The organism is Mycobacterium sp. M23085, from assembly GCF_045343915.1.
GTDB lineage: Bacteria > Actinomycetota > Actinomycetes > Mycobacteriales > Mycobacteriaceae > Mycobacterium.
The window spans coordinates 3,886,899-3,901,515 of the sequence record NZ_CP174280.1 but is presented as its reverse complement, the minus strand read 5'-3'; the positions used below and the strand labels follow the sequence as shown (position 1 = coordinate 3,901,515).

17 protein-coding genes are annotated in these 14,617 nt (G+C 66.8%); 11 read left to right on the top strand and 6 right to left on the bottom strand.

Going from position 1 to position 14,617, the window contains the following annotated elements; genetic code table 11:
* Positions 1-2 precede the first annotated feature (2 nt).
* The 7 genes from ACIUM1_RS18300 to ACIUM1_RS18270 all read left to right on the top strand — a co-directional run bounded on the left by ACIUM1_RS18300 (position 3) and on the right by ACIUM1_RS18270 (position 6,046).
* Positions 3-674 carry a TetR/AcrR family transcriptional regulator gene (locus tag ACIUM1_RS18300; RefSeq protein WP_406814035.1) on the top strand — a complete coding sequence of 224 codons (672 nt, stop codon included), beginning with the start codon at positions 3-5 and terminating at the stop codon, positions 672-674.
* Positions 675-815: 141 nt separating this feature from the next.
* Positions 816-1,862 (top strand): zinc-binding dehydrogenase, encoded by a 1,047-nt coding sequence (locus ACIUM1_RS18295; RefSeq protein ID WP_406814034.1) that lies wholly within the window; start codon positions 816-818, stop codon positions 1,860-1,862.
* A gap of 56 nt (positions 1,863-1,918) precedes the next feature.
* Positions 1,919-2,782 carry a DUF427 domain-containing protein gene (locus ACIUM1_RS18290; RefSeq protein WP_406814033.1) on the top strand — a complete coding sequence of 288 codons (864 nt, stop codon included), beginning with the start codon at positions 1,919-1,921 and terminating at the stop codon, positions 2,780-2,782.
* A 1-nt stretch (position 2,783) separates the two neighbouring features.
* Entirely contained in the window at positions 2,784-3,377 is a 594-nt protein-coding gene (locus ACIUM1_RS18285; protein WP_406814032.1) for a TMEM175 family protein, read from the top strand.
* Between the two features lie 2 nt (positions 3,378-3,379).
* The gene (locus tag ACIUM1_RS18280; protein WP_406814031.1) at positions 3,380-4,063 is read left to right on the top strand and encodes a haloacid dehalogenase type II; all 684 of its coding nucleotides are present in this window, start codon (positions 3,380-3,382) and stop codon (positions 4,061-4,063) included.
* Between the two features lie 54 nt (positions 4,064-4,117).
* Positions 4,118-5,575, top strand: a complete 1,458-nt coding sequence (locus ACIUM1_RS18275; protein WP_406814030.1) for a dihydrolipoyl dehydrogenase family protein — start codon at positions 4,118-4,120, stop codon at positions 5,573-5,575.
* 3 nt (positions 5,576-5,578) lie between these two features.
* Positions 5,579-6,046 carry a cupin domain-containing protein gene (locus tag ACIUM1_RS18270; protein ID WP_406814029.1) on the top strand — a complete coding sequence of 156 codons (468 nt, stop codon included), beginning with the start codon at positions 5,579-5,581 and terminating at the stop codon, positions 6,044-6,046.
* Here the strand turns inward: ACIUM1_RS18270 and ACIUM1_RS18265 are convergent.
* Complete coding sequence (locus ACIUM1_RS18265) at positions 6,040-6,438, bottom strand: VOC family protein (RefSeq protein ID WP_406814028.1); 399 nt, start codon at positions 6,436-6,438, stop codon at positions 6,040-6,042. The two genes, ACIUM1_RS18270 and ACIUM1_RS18265, sit on opposite strands and share 7 nt — an antisense overlap.
* Before the next feature lie 204 nt (positions 6,439-6,642).
* Here ACIUM1_RS18265 and ACIUM1_RS18260 point away from each other — a divergent pair, with 204 nt between their 5' ends.
* Positions 6,643-7,110 carry a hypothetical protein gene (locus tag ACIUM1_RS18260; RefSeq protein ID WP_406814027.1) on the top strand — a complete coding sequence of 156 codons (468 nt, stop codon included), beginning with the start codon at positions 6,643-6,645 and terminating at the stop codon, positions 7,108-7,110.
* A gap of 12 nt (positions 7,111-7,122) precedes the next feature.
* On the opposite strand, the gene ACIUM1_RS18255 is transcribed toward ACIUM1_RS18260, so the two are convergent.
* A complete protein-coding gene (locus ACIUM1_RS18255) occupies positions 7,123-8,196 on the bottom strand; it encodes an NAD-dependent epimerase/dehydratase family protein (protein WP_406814026.1) in 1,074 nt (357 codons plus the stop codon).
* Between the two features lie 144 nt (positions 8,197-8,340).
* Between ACIUM1_RS18255 and ACIUM1_RS18250 the strand changes: the two genes are divergently transcribed.
* Together ACIUM1_RS18250 and ACIUM1_RS18245 are read left to right on the top strand one after the other, a co-directional pair.
* Positions 8,341-9,156, top strand: coding sequence for a lysophospholipid acyltransferase family protein (locus tag ACIUM1_RS18250; protein WP_406814025.1), 816 nt, complete (start codon positions 8,341-8,343; stop codon positions 9,154-9,156).
* Between the two features lie 28 nt (positions 9,157-9,184).
* Positions 9,185-10,600, top strand: coding sequence for a WS/DGAT/MGAT family O-acyltransferase (locus ACIUM1_RS18245; protein WP_406814024.1), 1,416 nt, complete (start codon positions 9,185-9,187; stop codon positions 10,598-10,600).
* Here the strand turns inward: ACIUM1_RS18245 and purQ are convergent.
* The 3 genes from purQ to ACIUM1_RS18230 all read right to left on the bottom strand — a co-directional run bounded on the left by purQ (position 10,567) and on the right by ACIUM1_RS18230 (position 12,273).
* A complete protein-coding gene (purQ, locus tag ACIUM1_RS18240; RefSeq protein ID WP_406814023.1) occupies positions 10,567-11,241 on the bottom strand; it encodes a phosphoribosylformylglycinamidine synthase subunit PurQ in 675 nt (224 codons plus the stop codon). The two genes, ACIUM1_RS18245 and purQ, sit on opposite strands and share 34 nt — an antisense overlap.
* Positions 11,238-11,477 carry a phosphoribosylformylglycinamidine synthase subunit PurS gene (gene purS, locus ACIUM1_RS18235; RefSeq protein WP_067121781.1) on the bottom strand — a complete coding sequence of 80 codons (240 nt, stop codon included), beginning with the start codon at positions 11,475-11,477 and terminating at the stop codon, positions 11,238-11,240. The genes purQ and purS overlap by 4 nt, the downstream gene beginning before the upstream one ends.
* A 61-nt stretch (positions 11,478-11,538) precedes the next feature.
* The gene (locus ACIUM1_RS18230; protein WP_406814022.1) at positions 11,539-12,273 is read right to left on the bottom strand and encodes an ATPase; all 735 of its coding nucleotides are present in this window, start codon (positions 12,271-12,273) and stop codon (positions 11,539-11,541) included.
* Between ACIUM1_RS18230 and ACIUM1_RS18225 the strand changes: the two genes are divergently transcribed.
* On the top strand, positions 12,250-12,888 hold the full coding sequence (locus tag ACIUM1_RS18225; RefSeq protein WP_406814021.1) for an MBL fold metallo-hydrolase: 639 nt from the start codon (positions 12,250-12,252) through the stop codon (positions 12,886-12,888). The two genes, ACIUM1_RS18230 and ACIUM1_RS18225, sit on opposite strands and share 24 nt — an antisense overlap.
* 27 nt (positions 12,889-12,915) lie before the next feature.
* On the opposite strand, the gene ACIUM1_RS18220 is transcribed toward ACIUM1_RS18225, so the two are convergent.
* Positions 12,916-14,583, bottom strand: coding sequence for an FAD-binding dehydrogenase (locus ACIUM1_RS18220; protein WP_406814020.1), 1,668 nt, complete (start codon positions 14,581-14,583; stop codon positions 12,916-12,918).
* Positions 14,584-14,617: the final 34 nt, after the last annotated feature.

Genomic DNA, 14,617 nt, shown 5'->3' with positions numbered 1-14,617 from the left:
ACGTGACTGACCGGCCGGCACCGCGGTTCACCCGCAAGGGACTGGCGACGCGCGCGCGGATCATCGAGGTCGCCGCCCGGCTGATGTTCGAGCGGGGCGTCGCCAACACGAGCGTCGACCAGGTAAGGCGCACCGCCGGGGTGGGCGGATCCCAGATCTCGCACTACTTCACCGACAAGCGCGACCTGACCAGGCACGTCGTCGAGGCGCGCCGTAATGACGTGCGGGCCTTCCACACTCAGCCACAATTCGCGCAACTCGACAGCTTCGACGCCCTGCAGGCGTGGGCCGATGCCTGCGTGTCCGACATCGACGCCGTGTACCTGGTCGGGGGTTGTGTGTATGGGTCGTTGGCCGGCGAGCTGATCGAGGCCGACCGCGAAATACACGACGACCTCGCCGCCGGATACGACCAATGGATTGAGCTGTTTCGGTCCGGCCTCGAGTCGATGCGCGAGCGCGGCGAGCTGCGCCCCGACGCCGACCCGCGGCACCTGGCGGTGTCGCTGGTCACCGCACACCAGGGCGGCGCGATGCTCACCCATGTCACGGGCGATCCGGAACCGTTGCGGGCCGCCGTCAATGCCGCCGTCGACTACGTGCGCTCCTTCAGAACTCGACCGCCGCCCCGCAATCGGCGATCCGCGCCGCCTCGTGGTCGGCGCAAAGCCTGATCGCCGTGTTCCACTGGACACAGTGGGTAGGCCCGCCCATAATAATGGGTCATGCGGCCCAAAATATTGCGGTTGCACTTAGCTCGTTGCCACGGTTCGGCTGCGTCCAGCGATACCCCTGTCAGCGATTGAGGAGACAGGATGTCCACAATCGAATCACCCCGATTGCCGAGCGCACCGGCGGTCGTTCGCGAGCAATCCGGCGGTCCGACCATGCGGGCGATCGTCTTGGAGAAGTTCGGTGGTCTGGACAGCCTGGTTTACACCGACATCCCCAAGCCGCTGCCCAAAGACGGCGAAGTCGTGATCGCGGTCAAGGGTTTTGGCATCAATCACGCCGAGATCCACATGCGCCGCGGGGAATGGGCGGAGGCGGCCGAGGTCAGCGGGATCGAATGTGTGGGCGTCGTCGACTCGTGTCCGGGAGGCGAATTCCCGGTCGGGGCCAAGGTCGTGGCGCTGATGGGCGGTCTCGGGCGCACCATCAACGGTAGCTACGCCGAATACACCCGTGTCCGCGCCGCCAACGTCGCGCTGATCGAATCCGATTTGCCGTGGTCGCAGCTGGCGGCGCTGCCGGAAACCTATGCGACGGCGTGGACGTGCCTGTACCGCAACCTGAAGTTGACCGCGGGACAAACATTGGTGATCCGCGGCGCGACGTCGGCCTTGGGTCAGGCTGCACTGAAGATGGCGGTGATCACCGGCGCGACGGTCATCGCCACCGCACGCAGCCGTGAACGCTTCGGCATGCTCGAAGAGCTGGGCGCCACCCGTGTCGAGGTGGAGCGGGGCGACCTCGCCGCCCACATCGCCGAAGCCAACCGCATCGACGCCGTCCTCGACCTGGTCGGCAACAGCACCATCCTCGACTCCCTGGACATGCTGCGCCGCGGCGGCACCGCCTGCCTGGCCGGATGGCTGGGGGGCCTGGCACCTATCGGCGACTTCAACCCGCTCGCGCGAATGGCCAGCGGCGTGAGCTTCAGCTTCTTCGCCAGCCCCGTGTTCGGCAATCCCGGATTCCCGGTATCCGATGTGCCATTCGGTGAAATCGCCCAGCAGATTGCCGATGGCACGCTCCACGCGGCACCGGCACGGGTGTTCTCGTTCGACGACATCCGCGAAGCGCACCGCGTCGCCGAGACGGGCGAAGCCCCGGGAAAACTCGTCGTCGTCATGCAGTGATGCACCTCCGCGCACCACCCACCCGCGCAGGGGAATCCGAAAGGGGAGGCCACATCATGGGTCTGGCATGGCAACAAGGCCCGCTCGCGGCCGGATCGCTTGGACACTTCCTCACCGAACAGCCGATGCCACCGCGGCTACTGTTCGCCGAGCCGTTGCGTCGCCGGATGCGGGTCCGCTTCGCGGATCGGTGGATCGCCGACAGCGAGGATGTGATCCTCTTACACGAACCGGGCCGCTATCCGGTCGCCTACTTCCCCCGAGGCGACATTGACGAGAAGACGTTGCTCGCCGAGGATCGGGTGACCCAGCACCGCGACCTCGGGGCCACACAGTGGTTCACCGTCAAGGCACCAGAACGCGAGACCAACCACGGCGCCTGGGAACACACCAGCCCGCCGGCCCATGCAGCGGTGCTGGACGGCAGGGTGGCGTTTGCGTGGCGTGCCATGGACGCATTCTACGAAGAAGAGGAACGGATCGTCGGACACGCCGCGGACGCTTACCATCGCATCGACATACGTTCTACTGCACGGCATCTCGCGGTCCGAGACGGTGAGCGGGTGATTGCCGATACACATCGCCCGCTGGCGCTGTACGAATCCGGCTTTGCGCCCAGATGGTATGTCCCGCGGGAGGACGTCGACGCGTCGGCTCTCAAACTCGTTGCTATCCAGACGTTTTGCCCCTACAAGGGAATATGCTCCTACTACGACATCGGCGGCCATCAGCGCGCGGCGTGGTCCTATGTCGACGCTTGGACCGAAGTCGCGCGGGTGCGCAACCTGGTGTCCTTCGAACCGGACAAAATCGACGTGTACCTCGACGGCAAGCAACTCCAGCTGGAACCGGGGCAGACTGTCATTCCGCACGGCGTGGATCGTGGGCTCGACACCGATGAGGTGCTGGGAAGGAGCTAGCGTGGCGGCACGCGACACCAGCCCCGAGCGGGTGCGGGGGTTCTCGGACGGCGTGTTCGCCGTGCTCATCACGATCCTGGTGCTGGAGCTCAGGCCGCCTGGCGCGCACGGGTTTCGTGCCCTGCTGCCGCTGTGGCCCACCGGGTTGAGCTATGTGGTCAGCTATCTGTTCATCGCGATCGTCTGGGTCAACCATCATCACCTGTTCAACTACGCCCAGGTTGCGACGCCGCGGTTGGTGTGGTCGAACTTCGCGCACCTGTTCTCGGTGTCGTTGATCCCCTTCACCACCGAGTGGATCGCCGACAGCAGGCTGGCCGCAGCGCCGGTGTCGCTCTACGCCGCGGTCTTCGTCCTGGTCAACATCACCTACCTCGCCCTGTGTTGGGAGGCGGTCGATCGACCCAGCCACGAAGACGTCTCAGCGCGGATGCGAAAGCTGCTGCAGATGAGGTCGTTCATCACCCTCGGGGTGTTCGTGACGGCGGCGCTGGTCGCCCTGCGGTGGCCGGTGGCCGCGATGGTGCTGATTGTGTTGTGCCTCGTGGGGTATCTACGACCGGACATTCCCCAACGAAACAATGACGAGCACTAGCCATGGCAACACCGTCCGTCCTCGTCTTCGACGTCAACGAAACGTTGCTCGATATCGATTCCCTCGCACCGCTTTTCGGCGAACTTTTCGGTGACGAGCAGATGCTGCGCGAATGGTTCGCGCAGCTCGTCATGTACTCGATGACCGTCACCCTGGCCGGCAACTACGTGCCCTTCCCGGTGCTGGGCCAGGGCATCCTGCGCATGCTGGGCGACATCCACCAGGTGGACGTCTCCGACGGCGACACGGCGCGCCTGAGGGCGGCGCTGCTCACCATGCCGGCCCACCCCGACGCCGCCGATGGCCTTGCCGCGCTGCGGGACAACGGGTTTCGGCTGGCGACCCTGAGCAACTCCCCACCCAATCCGGATGGCCCCACGGCACTGCAAAACTCCGGGCTGGCGGGCTTTTTCGAACACCAGCTCAGCGTCGACGCCCGCAGCGTCTTCAAGCCTGCACCGGCCGTCTATCGATACGCGTGCGAGACGCTCGGGGTGGCTCCGGCGGACTGCATGATGGTCGCCGCCCACGTCTGGGACACCATCGGAGCGCAGAACGTCGGATTCAGTGGGGCTCTGATCACCCGGCGCGGCAACGCCCTGCTGCCGGTCGACGGGCTGCCGCAGCCGAACATCGTCGCCAGGGATCTGTGCGGGCTCGCCGAGCAGCTCATCAAGCTCCGATGAAAACACAGCGCGCGCCCTCAGCGCCGTGGCCACCAAGCGAAAGGATCAACCGCCATGGCATCAGCCGGTGAAAGAAACGTCGACGTCGTGGTGCTCGGTGCCGGACCGGTCGGCCAAAACACGGCCGAGCGCGCCCGCGCCGCGGGACTGGGTGTCGCCCTGGTCGAGCGTGAGCTCGTGGGCGGCGAATGCTCGTATTGGGCGTGCGTGCCCAGTAAAGCGTTGCTGCGCCCGGTGATCGCGCTTTCCGATGCCCGCCGCGTCGACGGTGCGCGGGATGCGGTCACCGGGTCCATCAACGCCCACGGTGTGTTCGGCCGCCGCAACCGCTACGTCAGCGACTGGGACGACAGCGGCCAGGCCGATTGGGTCGACGGGATCGGCGCGACCCTGATCCGGGGGCATGGGCGGTTGGACGGCCCGCGCCGAGTGGTCGTCACCAAAAGCGACGGCGAGCAGGTGACCTTGACCGCACGGCATGCGGTGGTCATCTGCACCGGAAGTCGCTCAGCATTGCCCGATCTGCCCGGCATGGCCGAGGCGAGGCCATGGACCAATCGGCAAGCCACCGATAGCAGTGCGGTCCCGGAGCGGCTGGCCGTGGTGGGCGCCGGCGGCGTGGGTGTCGAAATGGCCACCGCGTGGCAGGGTTTGGGCGCGCGAGTGACACTGCTGGCGCGCGGACGGGGACTGCTGCCCCGGATGGAGCCCTTTGTGGGTGAATTCATCAAGCACGGGCTCATTGAAGCGGGCGTCGACGTGCGGGTGGGGGTATCGGTTCGAGCGCTGCGCCGCCCAAACGATTCCCACGTGCTACTCGACCTGGACGACGGCACCGAGTTGTCGGTCAGCGAGGTACTTTTCGCCACGGGCCGCGCACCGCTGACCGACGACATCGGCCTGGAAACAGTCGGATTGACGCCGGGCAACTGGCTCGAGGTGGACGACACATGCCTGGTACGCGGCGCGCTCGAAGACGGCTGGCTCTACGCGGCGGGTGACGTCAATCACCGGGCGCTGCTCACCCACCAAGGCAAGTATCAGGGCCGCATCGCCGGTGCGGCGATCGGAGCACGCGCGGCGGGAAAACCGTTGGACACCAAATCGTGGGGCGCGCATGCGACGACCGCGGACCATCACGCGGTACCGCAAGCCTTCTTCACCGACCCCGAAGCCGCCGCCGTCGGACTGACGGCTCAACAAGCCCAGCACGCCGGACACCGCGTCCGTACGGTCGACATCGAGATCGGCGACGTCGTGACGGGGGCCAAGCTTTATGCCGACGGCTACATGGGCCGCGCGCGCATGGTGGTCGACCAGGACCGGGGCCACCTGCTCGGTGTCACCATGGTCGGCCCCGGTGTGACCGAACTGCTGCACTCGGCCACCGTTGCCATCGCCGGGCAGGTGCCCGTCGACCGGTTGTGGCACGCCGTGCCGTGCTTTCCCACTATCAGCGAGCTGTGGCTCAGATTGCTCGAAGCGTATCGGGAAGCCTCGGACGATACTTGACCCATGGCCACCACAGACGGATTCCATCCAGACTTCGACGACACGGCGGCGCCCGCCGCGCGCAACCGGGTGCGCCACATCAAGGCGTCGGAGATCAGCTCCGACACAGCACAATCGGAGGGGTTACGACGCTTCGCCGCCCTGTCCGGCAGCTCGGTCGGCGCGGAGAAGCTGTGGATGGGCGAGACGCACGCGTCGCCGCAATCGGCTTCGGACAATCACCATCACGGTGACTCGGAAACCGCCATCTATGTACGAAGCGGCAATCCGGAGTTCGTGTTTCATGACGGGACCGGAGAGGTGCGCATCGCCGCCGCGCCCGGCGATTACGTCTTCATCCCGCCGTACCTGCCGCACCGGGAGGAGAACCCCGATCCCGACACCACCGCCGAGGTGGTGATCGCCCGCAGCAGCCAAGAGGCCATCGTGATCAACCTTCCAGCTCTGTATCCGCTGACCGATCCTCAGTAAACGGCGATCTCGATCAGGTTCCCGTCGATGTCCCGGCAGTAGTGCGAGGTCATCTCGCCCAGCGCGCCCATCTTGGTCACCGGCCCCGCGATCACGTCCACGCCACACGCCGCGAGGTGGGCGCGAACGTCATCCGGACTGGCGCGGGTGATGAAGCACAGGTCTTCGGAACCGGCGGCCTCGACCGCCCCGGTGAACCAATCGGGATCGCCGGCCAAGGCGCCGACAGGTCGCAGGTTGATCTTCTGATCCCCGAAGCGCAACGCCGTTCGCTGCGACGGCCCGAACGTCTCGCGCCGCATGCCCAGCACCCGCTCGTACCACGCGGCGGTGGCCTCGACGTCGCGACAATTCAGGACAATGTGGTCGAACCGTTCCACGGTGAGCGCCACCTTCGGTCCTCCTGACCCGCGCAACCCGCCACCAGCCCGTTCACCGGACTACGAAATGCGCGAAATGCATTCGGTGCCAGAGTAATCGGGTCGTCGGGGTCGCCCGCAAGGGGGCGCACGCTCAGCGAATTCTCACCAGATTCTTCGGCTCCGCTTCGCTCGGCTCCAAGCATTCCCCAAGCCATAGGCCGCACCATCAAACTCATGACGAATGAGCAGCTGTGCGCGAACCTGGTTGAACGTTACCTGCGCACCCGCGGGCGGCGATATTTCCGCGGCCACCACGACAGCGAATACTTCTTCGTCACCAACGCTCCGCGGCGCTTGCATGCTCACTTCGAGATCTCTCCCGCGCACGACGACGTGCTGATTATCCGCATCGCTCCCGGATGCTATTTCCCGGCGGCCGACCGCTCCTGGCTGACGTACTTCTGCGACAGGTGGAACCGTCTTGACCGCCAAGTCACCGCGATCGTGCACGGTTCGTCCGACCCGCAGCGCATCGGGGTGGTGGCCCGCAAGTCGCAGTGGATCCGGAAGGACGTCTCCTTCAACGATTTCGCATCTTCCGTCGACCGGACCCTCGCGGACGCCACCGAACTCTTCGATGAGCTGAGCCCCACCGCCGAATTGCCTTCCACGGAACGACCCTTGCTGCGCGATGCCGGCTGACGGCCCCGCGGGCTATCTGCCAACCGGTGAGTCCGGTCGCGGCTCGCCCAGCCTGGCTCGGATCGCCCCCCACGGATCGGCGTAACGTCCGGGCGTGTCCCGATAGGCCGCACGGCTTTTGAGGAACCGGCGCGCCAGTGGCGAGATCAGCCGCATCGGGTAGCGCCGCCAGCTGGCGGCGGCTCGCATCTCGGCGAGCATGTCCGGCCACGAGTGGCGTTGGAATCGCAGAGCCTGCTGGGCACGAACGGTATCCATCCAGTCCGTGACAAACCAGTCGTCGTCGCTGTCCGGATCACCGGGCCGCCCGCCGGGCAAGACGTCAACCAGGCCGCGCGCGGCGGCGAGCGCCTTGCCGACCTCCCCCTGGCGGAGCAGGTGCGACTCGTCGCCGGCGATCAGCAGCGTCTCACCAGCGACGTCGGCGGTGACCGCAGCGGCGAACGCGCGCGCGACGTCGCGGACATCGACGGTGTGAATGCGGCCATCGGTAGGCAGCGCGCTTTCGAAGAACAACGCATCGACGCTGAACGGCATCGCGTCCGGCTCGACGCTGATCACCCCGGCCAGGCGCAGGATGACCCACTCGAGATCCGAGGACCGCAGGTGCTGTTCGGCTTCGGCCTTGTGCGCACCGTACAGATCGGCCGGGTTGATCGGGGAGTCGGGGCGTAACAGCTCGTGGTGCCGGTGGGGGTTGCGCGCGCCGTACACGGCGTTGCTCGACGCCTGGACGAACCGCACCGGATGCGGGCGTGACCGCGCCGCCCGCAACAAGTCGACGGTCGCGTCGACGTTGACCCGGCGCCCCAACGCGGGCTGGCGATAGATCGTCGGCGGGATCACCGCGGCCAGGTGGACGATCGCCGACGGCGACGTCTCGGCAAGCAGCCGGTCCACCTGACCCGGGTCGGTCAGATCCGCCCAGTGCGCCTCGGCACCGGCCGGCAGCGCCCGCGCGGCTTTGCGCTGAGCGGCGGTACCCAGGTCAGTCGCGACGACGCTATGCCCGTCGGCAACCAGCCGGCGCACCGTTTGCGAACCGACGAGACCGAACGCCCCGGTAACCAGCACCTTTTCGGACATGATCCCCCGCCGCACGTTTGCACTAGCAAACGAATATGCCATTCTCTTAAAAAGAGAGTAGCATATGTCGCTCGGGGCCAGGTTTGAGATCGGCGTCACACCGGCAACAACTAGCAAAGCGCAGCGAACGAACAGCGGGGAGCCATGACGGGCAGCGGTGTGGACGCGGCGGACAACCAGGAAACCGCCAAATGGGATCCGGCCTTCACCGAGCAGGTCACCAGACTGCTCGGTCCGGCGATTAAACGGTATTACCGGGCCGAGGTGCGAAATATCGACAACGTCCCGGCCTCCGGCGGCGCCCTGGTGGTGTCCAACCACTCCGGCGGCATGCTGACCCCGGACGTGCTGATCTTCTCGCCCGCCTTCTACAACAGGTTCGGCTACGACCGCCCGGTCTACACGTTGGGTCACTACGGTCTGTTCATCGGGCCGTTGGACGGTTGGCTGCGCCGTCTCGGGGTCATCGAGGCCAGCCGGGAAAACGCCGCCGCCGCCTTGCATTCCGGCGCGGTGGTGCTCGTATTCCCCGGCGGCGACTACGACTCCTACCGGCCGACCTTCAGCGCGAACACGATCGACTTCAACGGCCGCACCGGCTATGTGCGGACCGCCATCGAAGCCGGGGTGCCCATCGTGCCGACCGTATCCATCGGCGCCCAGGAGACCCAGCTCTTCCTGACCAGGGGCAACTGGCTGGCCCGCAAGCTGGGCCTCACGAAGGCACGGATGGACATTCTGCCGATCAGTATCGGGTTCCCCTTCGGGCTGAGCGTCATCTTCCCGCCCAACGTGCCCCTGCCGGCAAAGGTCGTCACCGAGGTTCTCGAGCCTATCGACGTCACCGCCCGGTTCGGCGACGACCCCGACGTCGACCAGGTCGACGCGCACGTACGCAGTGTCATGGAAGCCGCGCTGAAGCGGCTCGCCGCTCAGCGCCGGCTCCCGATCCTGGGCTGACGGCATCCGGGGCCGCTGGAGGTGGCGTGTGAAAAGACTCAACGGCATGGACGCGATGCTGCTCTACAGCGAGACGCCCAACCTGCACACGCACACGTTGAAGGTGGCCATCATCGACCCGACCGACTTCGACGGCGAGTTTGGTTTCGAGGTGTTCTGCCGCCATGTGCGTCGTCGGCTCCATCTGCTAGAACCGTTGCGCTACAAGCTCGTTGACATTCCCTGGCACTTGCACCACCCCATGTGGCAGGAGAATTGCGAGGTCGACCTCGACTATCACCTGCGGCGGGTGCAGGTGCCCGCACCGGGGGGCCGGCGCGAGCTCGATCGAGTGATCGGCGAGGTGGCGTCCACTCCCCTGGACCGCAGCCGGCCACTGTGGGAGTTTCACTTCGCCGAAGGGCTGTCCGGGGGCCGCTTCGCCTTGATCGGCAAGGTCCACCACGCGCTGGCCGACGGTGTCGCGTCGGTCAACCTGCTGGCCCGCGCGATGGATCTGCGCGATGGGCGCGTCGACGAGCGCGACAACGACGAAGCCGGCCTGACAATGTCCAACGCCGACCTGGTGCGTGCGGCGGCACGCGATCATGTCCGGCAGATCGGCGAACTGCCCGGGCTGATCAGGGACGCGGCCGTCGGAATGATGCGCGTCCGCCGCCGGTCCCGGGAGCGCGGAAATCACCCCGACCTGGCCGAGGCGTTCGACGCTCCGGCGACCTTCCTCAACCATGTCGTGTCGCCGCGGCGCTGGTTCGCCAGCACGTCGTTGTCGCTGCCGGACGTCAAGGCGACCGCAAAGGCGTTGGGCGTCACGGTGAACGACGTGGTGTTGGCGATGGCGACGGGCGGGTTGCGGACACTGTTGCTGGCGTATGACGGCGCGGCCGAACGGCCGATCATCGCCTCGGTGCCGACGGCGACCGACAAGTCGGACCGAATCACCGGCAATGAGATCAGCGGGTTGATGATCTCGCTGCCGGTCCATGTCGCCGACCCGATGGAACGGGCTCGATTGGTGGCGCTGGCCACCAAGATCGCCAAAGAGGACCACGAAGTCCTCGGGCCGGAGCTGTACGGGAAGATGATGGCCTATCTTCCGGCCGCCTTCGCCCCCGGCGCATTTCGGTGGCTGGGCAAGCGCGATGCGCCGAACAAGCTGATGAACGTCGCGGTTTCCAGCGTGGTGGGGCCGCGCGAGCGCGGCCACTTCGGCGGCGCGGCCGTCACCGAGATCTATTCCACCGGCGTGTTGTCACCCGGCGCCCCGGTCAACATCACCGTGTGGAGTTACGTGGACCGACTCGGCGTCGCGGTGCTCACCGACGACAAGACCTTCACCGACCCACACGAGGCGACGGACGCCATCGCCGCATCCTTCGCCGAATTACGCAGCGCCGCAGGTGTTTCCGCTCAGCCGGCGAGCACGCCGTCCAGCACCGAATAGAACAGGCCCAGGCCGTCATCGGACGGCCCGGTCAGCGCTTCGATAGCGTGCTCGGGATGCGGCATCAGGCCCACCACGCGGCCGTTTGCCGAGCTGACCCCGGCGATGTCGTGCATCGAGCCGTTGACGTTCTCGTGATACCGGAACACCACCCGACCCTCACCCTCGAGCTCCTCCATCACCTCGGCGGGCGCCACGTAGCGTCCCTCGCCGGATTTCAGCGGCACCAACAGATCCGCGTCAGGCTCGAACCGAGACGTCCACGCCGTCGACGTCGAGGCCACTCGCAGCCACACGTCGCGACAGATGAAGTGCAGACCCACGTTGCGAGTCAGCGCACCGGGTAACAGCCCTGCCTCGCAGAGCACCTGAAAACCGTTGCAAATGCCCAACACTGGCATGCCGCGCCGGGCGGCCTGGACCACCTCGGTCATCACCGGGGCGAACCTGGCGATCGCACCGGCCCGCAGGTAGTCACCGTAGGAGAAGCCGCCGGGCACCACCACGGCATCAACGCTCTTCAGGTCGGCGTCGGCGTGCCACAGGTTGACCGCCTCGGCACCGACCCGGCGCGCCGCGCGGGCTGCGTCCACGTCGTCGAGCGTGCCGGGAAAGGTGATGATTCCGATGCGTGCGGTCACTGCTTCTCCCGGCTGATCGTCCAGTCTTCGATCACGGTATTCGCCAGCAACGATTCCGCGATCTCGGCGAGCGCCGAATCGTCGACACTGTCGTCCACTTCGAGCTCAAACCGCTTGCCTTGCCGCACCTCTGAGATTCCCGAATGTCCGAGGCGGCCCAGCGCACCCACAATTGCTTGACCTTGCGGGTCGAGAATCTCCGCTTTGGGCATCACGCTTACGATCACCCGGGCCACCGGCGCTCCTCCTCAGTTGGCGTTTCCGGCGCCACTCTACCGGCGAAAACGCGGCTCGGGGCTACGGGCACGAGGCAATGTAGGCCTCGCAGAGGGGTGCGCTCATGGCATTGAGCACCGGATCGTCCGCCATCGCCGGCCATGCCGCCTGCGGCGGTGCCGTCGACCACAGCGTGACCTCGCTGATCGTGCTGCTGGCCGGGTGGGCGAACAGGTAAGTGTGCATTACCACCGGGCCGCTGATCACGGCGGCCATCCGATCCGCTCCGTCGCTGGTCAGCGACGGTGACTCCAGCGGTGCGCGCTGCTGGCAGGCCCGCAGGGCGCTGACGGCATTGCCGAAGGCCGTGGTCGCGACGGCCCCACCGCGGGCGGTGTCACCGCGCCAATGCAGCACCTGGACCTGCAGTTGCCACTGCCCGTCGGGGTGCTGCACGGTCGAGCGCGCCGCGACGGCCGAGTCGCGGGGGTCCTGGGGTACCGCCGGCGCGGCGCACAGCTCCTCGAACCGGAACCGCGGGCCGGGCGCCGAACCGGTCGTCTGCACGGCCTGACCCGCCAGCGCCGGCCAGTGATACACGGTGTCCAGCGGCACAGCGTGCGGATCGATCCACGCGGTGTTCGGGATCCGGTCGCACACGGCCGGGCAGGTCTCCGGCTCGGCGTGGGCGGGAATGACCACGACCAGGGCAACGACAAAACTGCCGGCGACCAGCACCCAGGCCAGGATCACGCGCATCGGCAGCTTGTGCATCAAGGCACAATCGTAGATATGCAACTGACGCATTTCGGCCATTCGTGCCTACTTGCCGAGTTTGATCACACCCGGATTCTCTTCGACCCCGGTAGCTTCGCGCACGGTTTCGAGGGAATCACCGGCTTGACCGCCATCTTGATCACCCATCAGCATCCCGACCATGTCGACGCCAAACGGCTGCCGGCGTTGCTCGAGGGGAACCCGGATGCGGCGTTGTACGCGGACCCGCAGACCACCGCTCAACTCGGCGCGCCCTGCCGCGAGGTCCATGTCGGCGACGAGCTGCACATCGGTGAACTGACGGTTCGCGCCCTCGGCGGTAAGCATGCGGTCATTCACCCGGAAATCCCTGTGATAGAGAACATTTCGTTTCTGGTGGGCGATGCCGGCCATCGCGCCCGGTTGATGCATCCCGGTGACGCGCTCTTTGTGCCGGACGAGCCGGTGGACGTGTTGGCCACGCCGGCGGCCGCGCCGTGGATGAAGGTGTCCGAGGCGGTCGACTACCTGCGGGCGGTGGCTCCCGAGCGTGCCGTTCCCATTCACCAGGGGATCATCGCCCCGGATGCGCGGGGCATCTACTACGGCCGGCTCACCGAGATGACCAGCACCGACTTTCAGGTGCTGCCCGAAGAAGACGCCGTCACGTTCTAGCCGGCGTGGCTGTCGCGTCCGCCCCGGCTAGGTGATGTCGTCGGCTGCGCCGCGGCCGGCGGCGCGGCCAGAGAAGATGCAGCCGCCCAGGAACGTGCCCTCCAGCGCGCGGTAGCCGTGCACGCCGCCGCCGCCGAAGCCGGCTACCTCCCCGGCGGCGTACAGACCGGTCAGCGGCGTGCCGTCGGCCTTCAGCACCCGTGCGGAGAGGTCGGTTTCGATGCCGCCCAACGTCTTTCTGGTCAGGATATGCAGCTTGACCGCGATCATCGGTCCGGCCTTCGGGTCGGTCAGCCGGTGCGGCGCCACCACCCGGCCCAGCCGGTCGCCCAGATAGTTGCGGGCGCCGTGGATCGCCGTGATCTGCCCGTCCTTACTGAACTTGTTGGCCACCTCCCGATCCCGGGCGGTGACCTCGGCCTCCACCGTGGCGTAGTCCAGCGGCTGCACGTCGGGCAGCTTGTTCATCGCACTGACCAAGTCGCGCAACGAATCCGCGCTGACGAAGTCCACACCCCTGTCGACGAAAGCCTGCACCGGCCCCGGCGGCCCGGAGCGCGCCCGGTTTCGCACCAGCTCGCGGACGCTCTGTCCGGTCAAATCGGGGTTCTGCTCCTGGCCGGAGAGTGCGAACTCCTTCTCGATGATCTTGGCGTTCAACACAAACCAGGTGTAGTCGAAACCCGATTTGGTGATGTACTCCAACGTGCCCAGCGTGTCGAAACCGGGATAGAGCGGGACGGGCAACCGCTTGCCGTTCGCGTCCAGCCACAGCGACGACGGGCCCGGAATGATCCGGATCCCGTGCAGCGGCCAGATCGGGTCGTAGTTGGTGATGCCCTCGGTGTAGTGCCACATCCGGTCGGGATTGATCACCCGCGCGCCGGCCCGCTGCGAAATGGCGATCATCCGGCCGTCGACATGGGCCGGCACCCCGCTCAGCAGTTGCTCGGGGACGCGGCCCATGCGCTTCGGCCAATTCTTGCGCACCAGGTCGTGATTGGCGCCGATGCCGCCGCTGGTCACGATCACCGCATCGGCACGAAACTCAAACTGCCCGATCGGTTTTCGCGACGAAGCAACTCCCCTCGGCGTGGCCGACGGCTCCAATACCGTGCCACGGACACCGGTCACCGCCGCGCCCTCGACGATCAGCTCGTCGACCTGGTGACGATGCGCGAACCGCACCGATGAGCGGTCGCGCAATTGACGGGCGAAGATCTCGACCAGCGCGGGCCCGGTACCCCAGGTGATGTGGAAGCGGGGAACCGAATTGCCGTGCCCCTGTGCGTCATAACCACCGCGCTCCGCCCAGCCAACCAGCGGGAAAAGCTTGAGCCCCCGGGCCCGCAGCCAACTGCGTTTCTCCCCCGCCGCGAAATCGACGTAGGCGTGCGCCCATTGCCGGGGCCAATAGTCCTCGGGACGGTCAAAGGCCGCCGTGCCCAGCCAGTCCTGCAGCGCGAGTTCGTGGCTGTCGCGGATACCCAACCGGCGCTGCTCGGGGCTGTCGACGAAGAACAGGCCGCCGAAAGACCAGAAGGCCTGCCCGCCGAGGTTGGCGCTGTTCTCCTGATCCAGGATGAGTACCCGCAAACCGCGATCCACCAGTTCGCAGGCGGCGACCAGGCCGGCCAGGCCCGCCCCGACGACGATGGCATCAGCATCGAACCCCGCAACCGAAGAATCGCTCATGTCGGACCAGGGTAATGCCCCGGCGAGCTGGTCA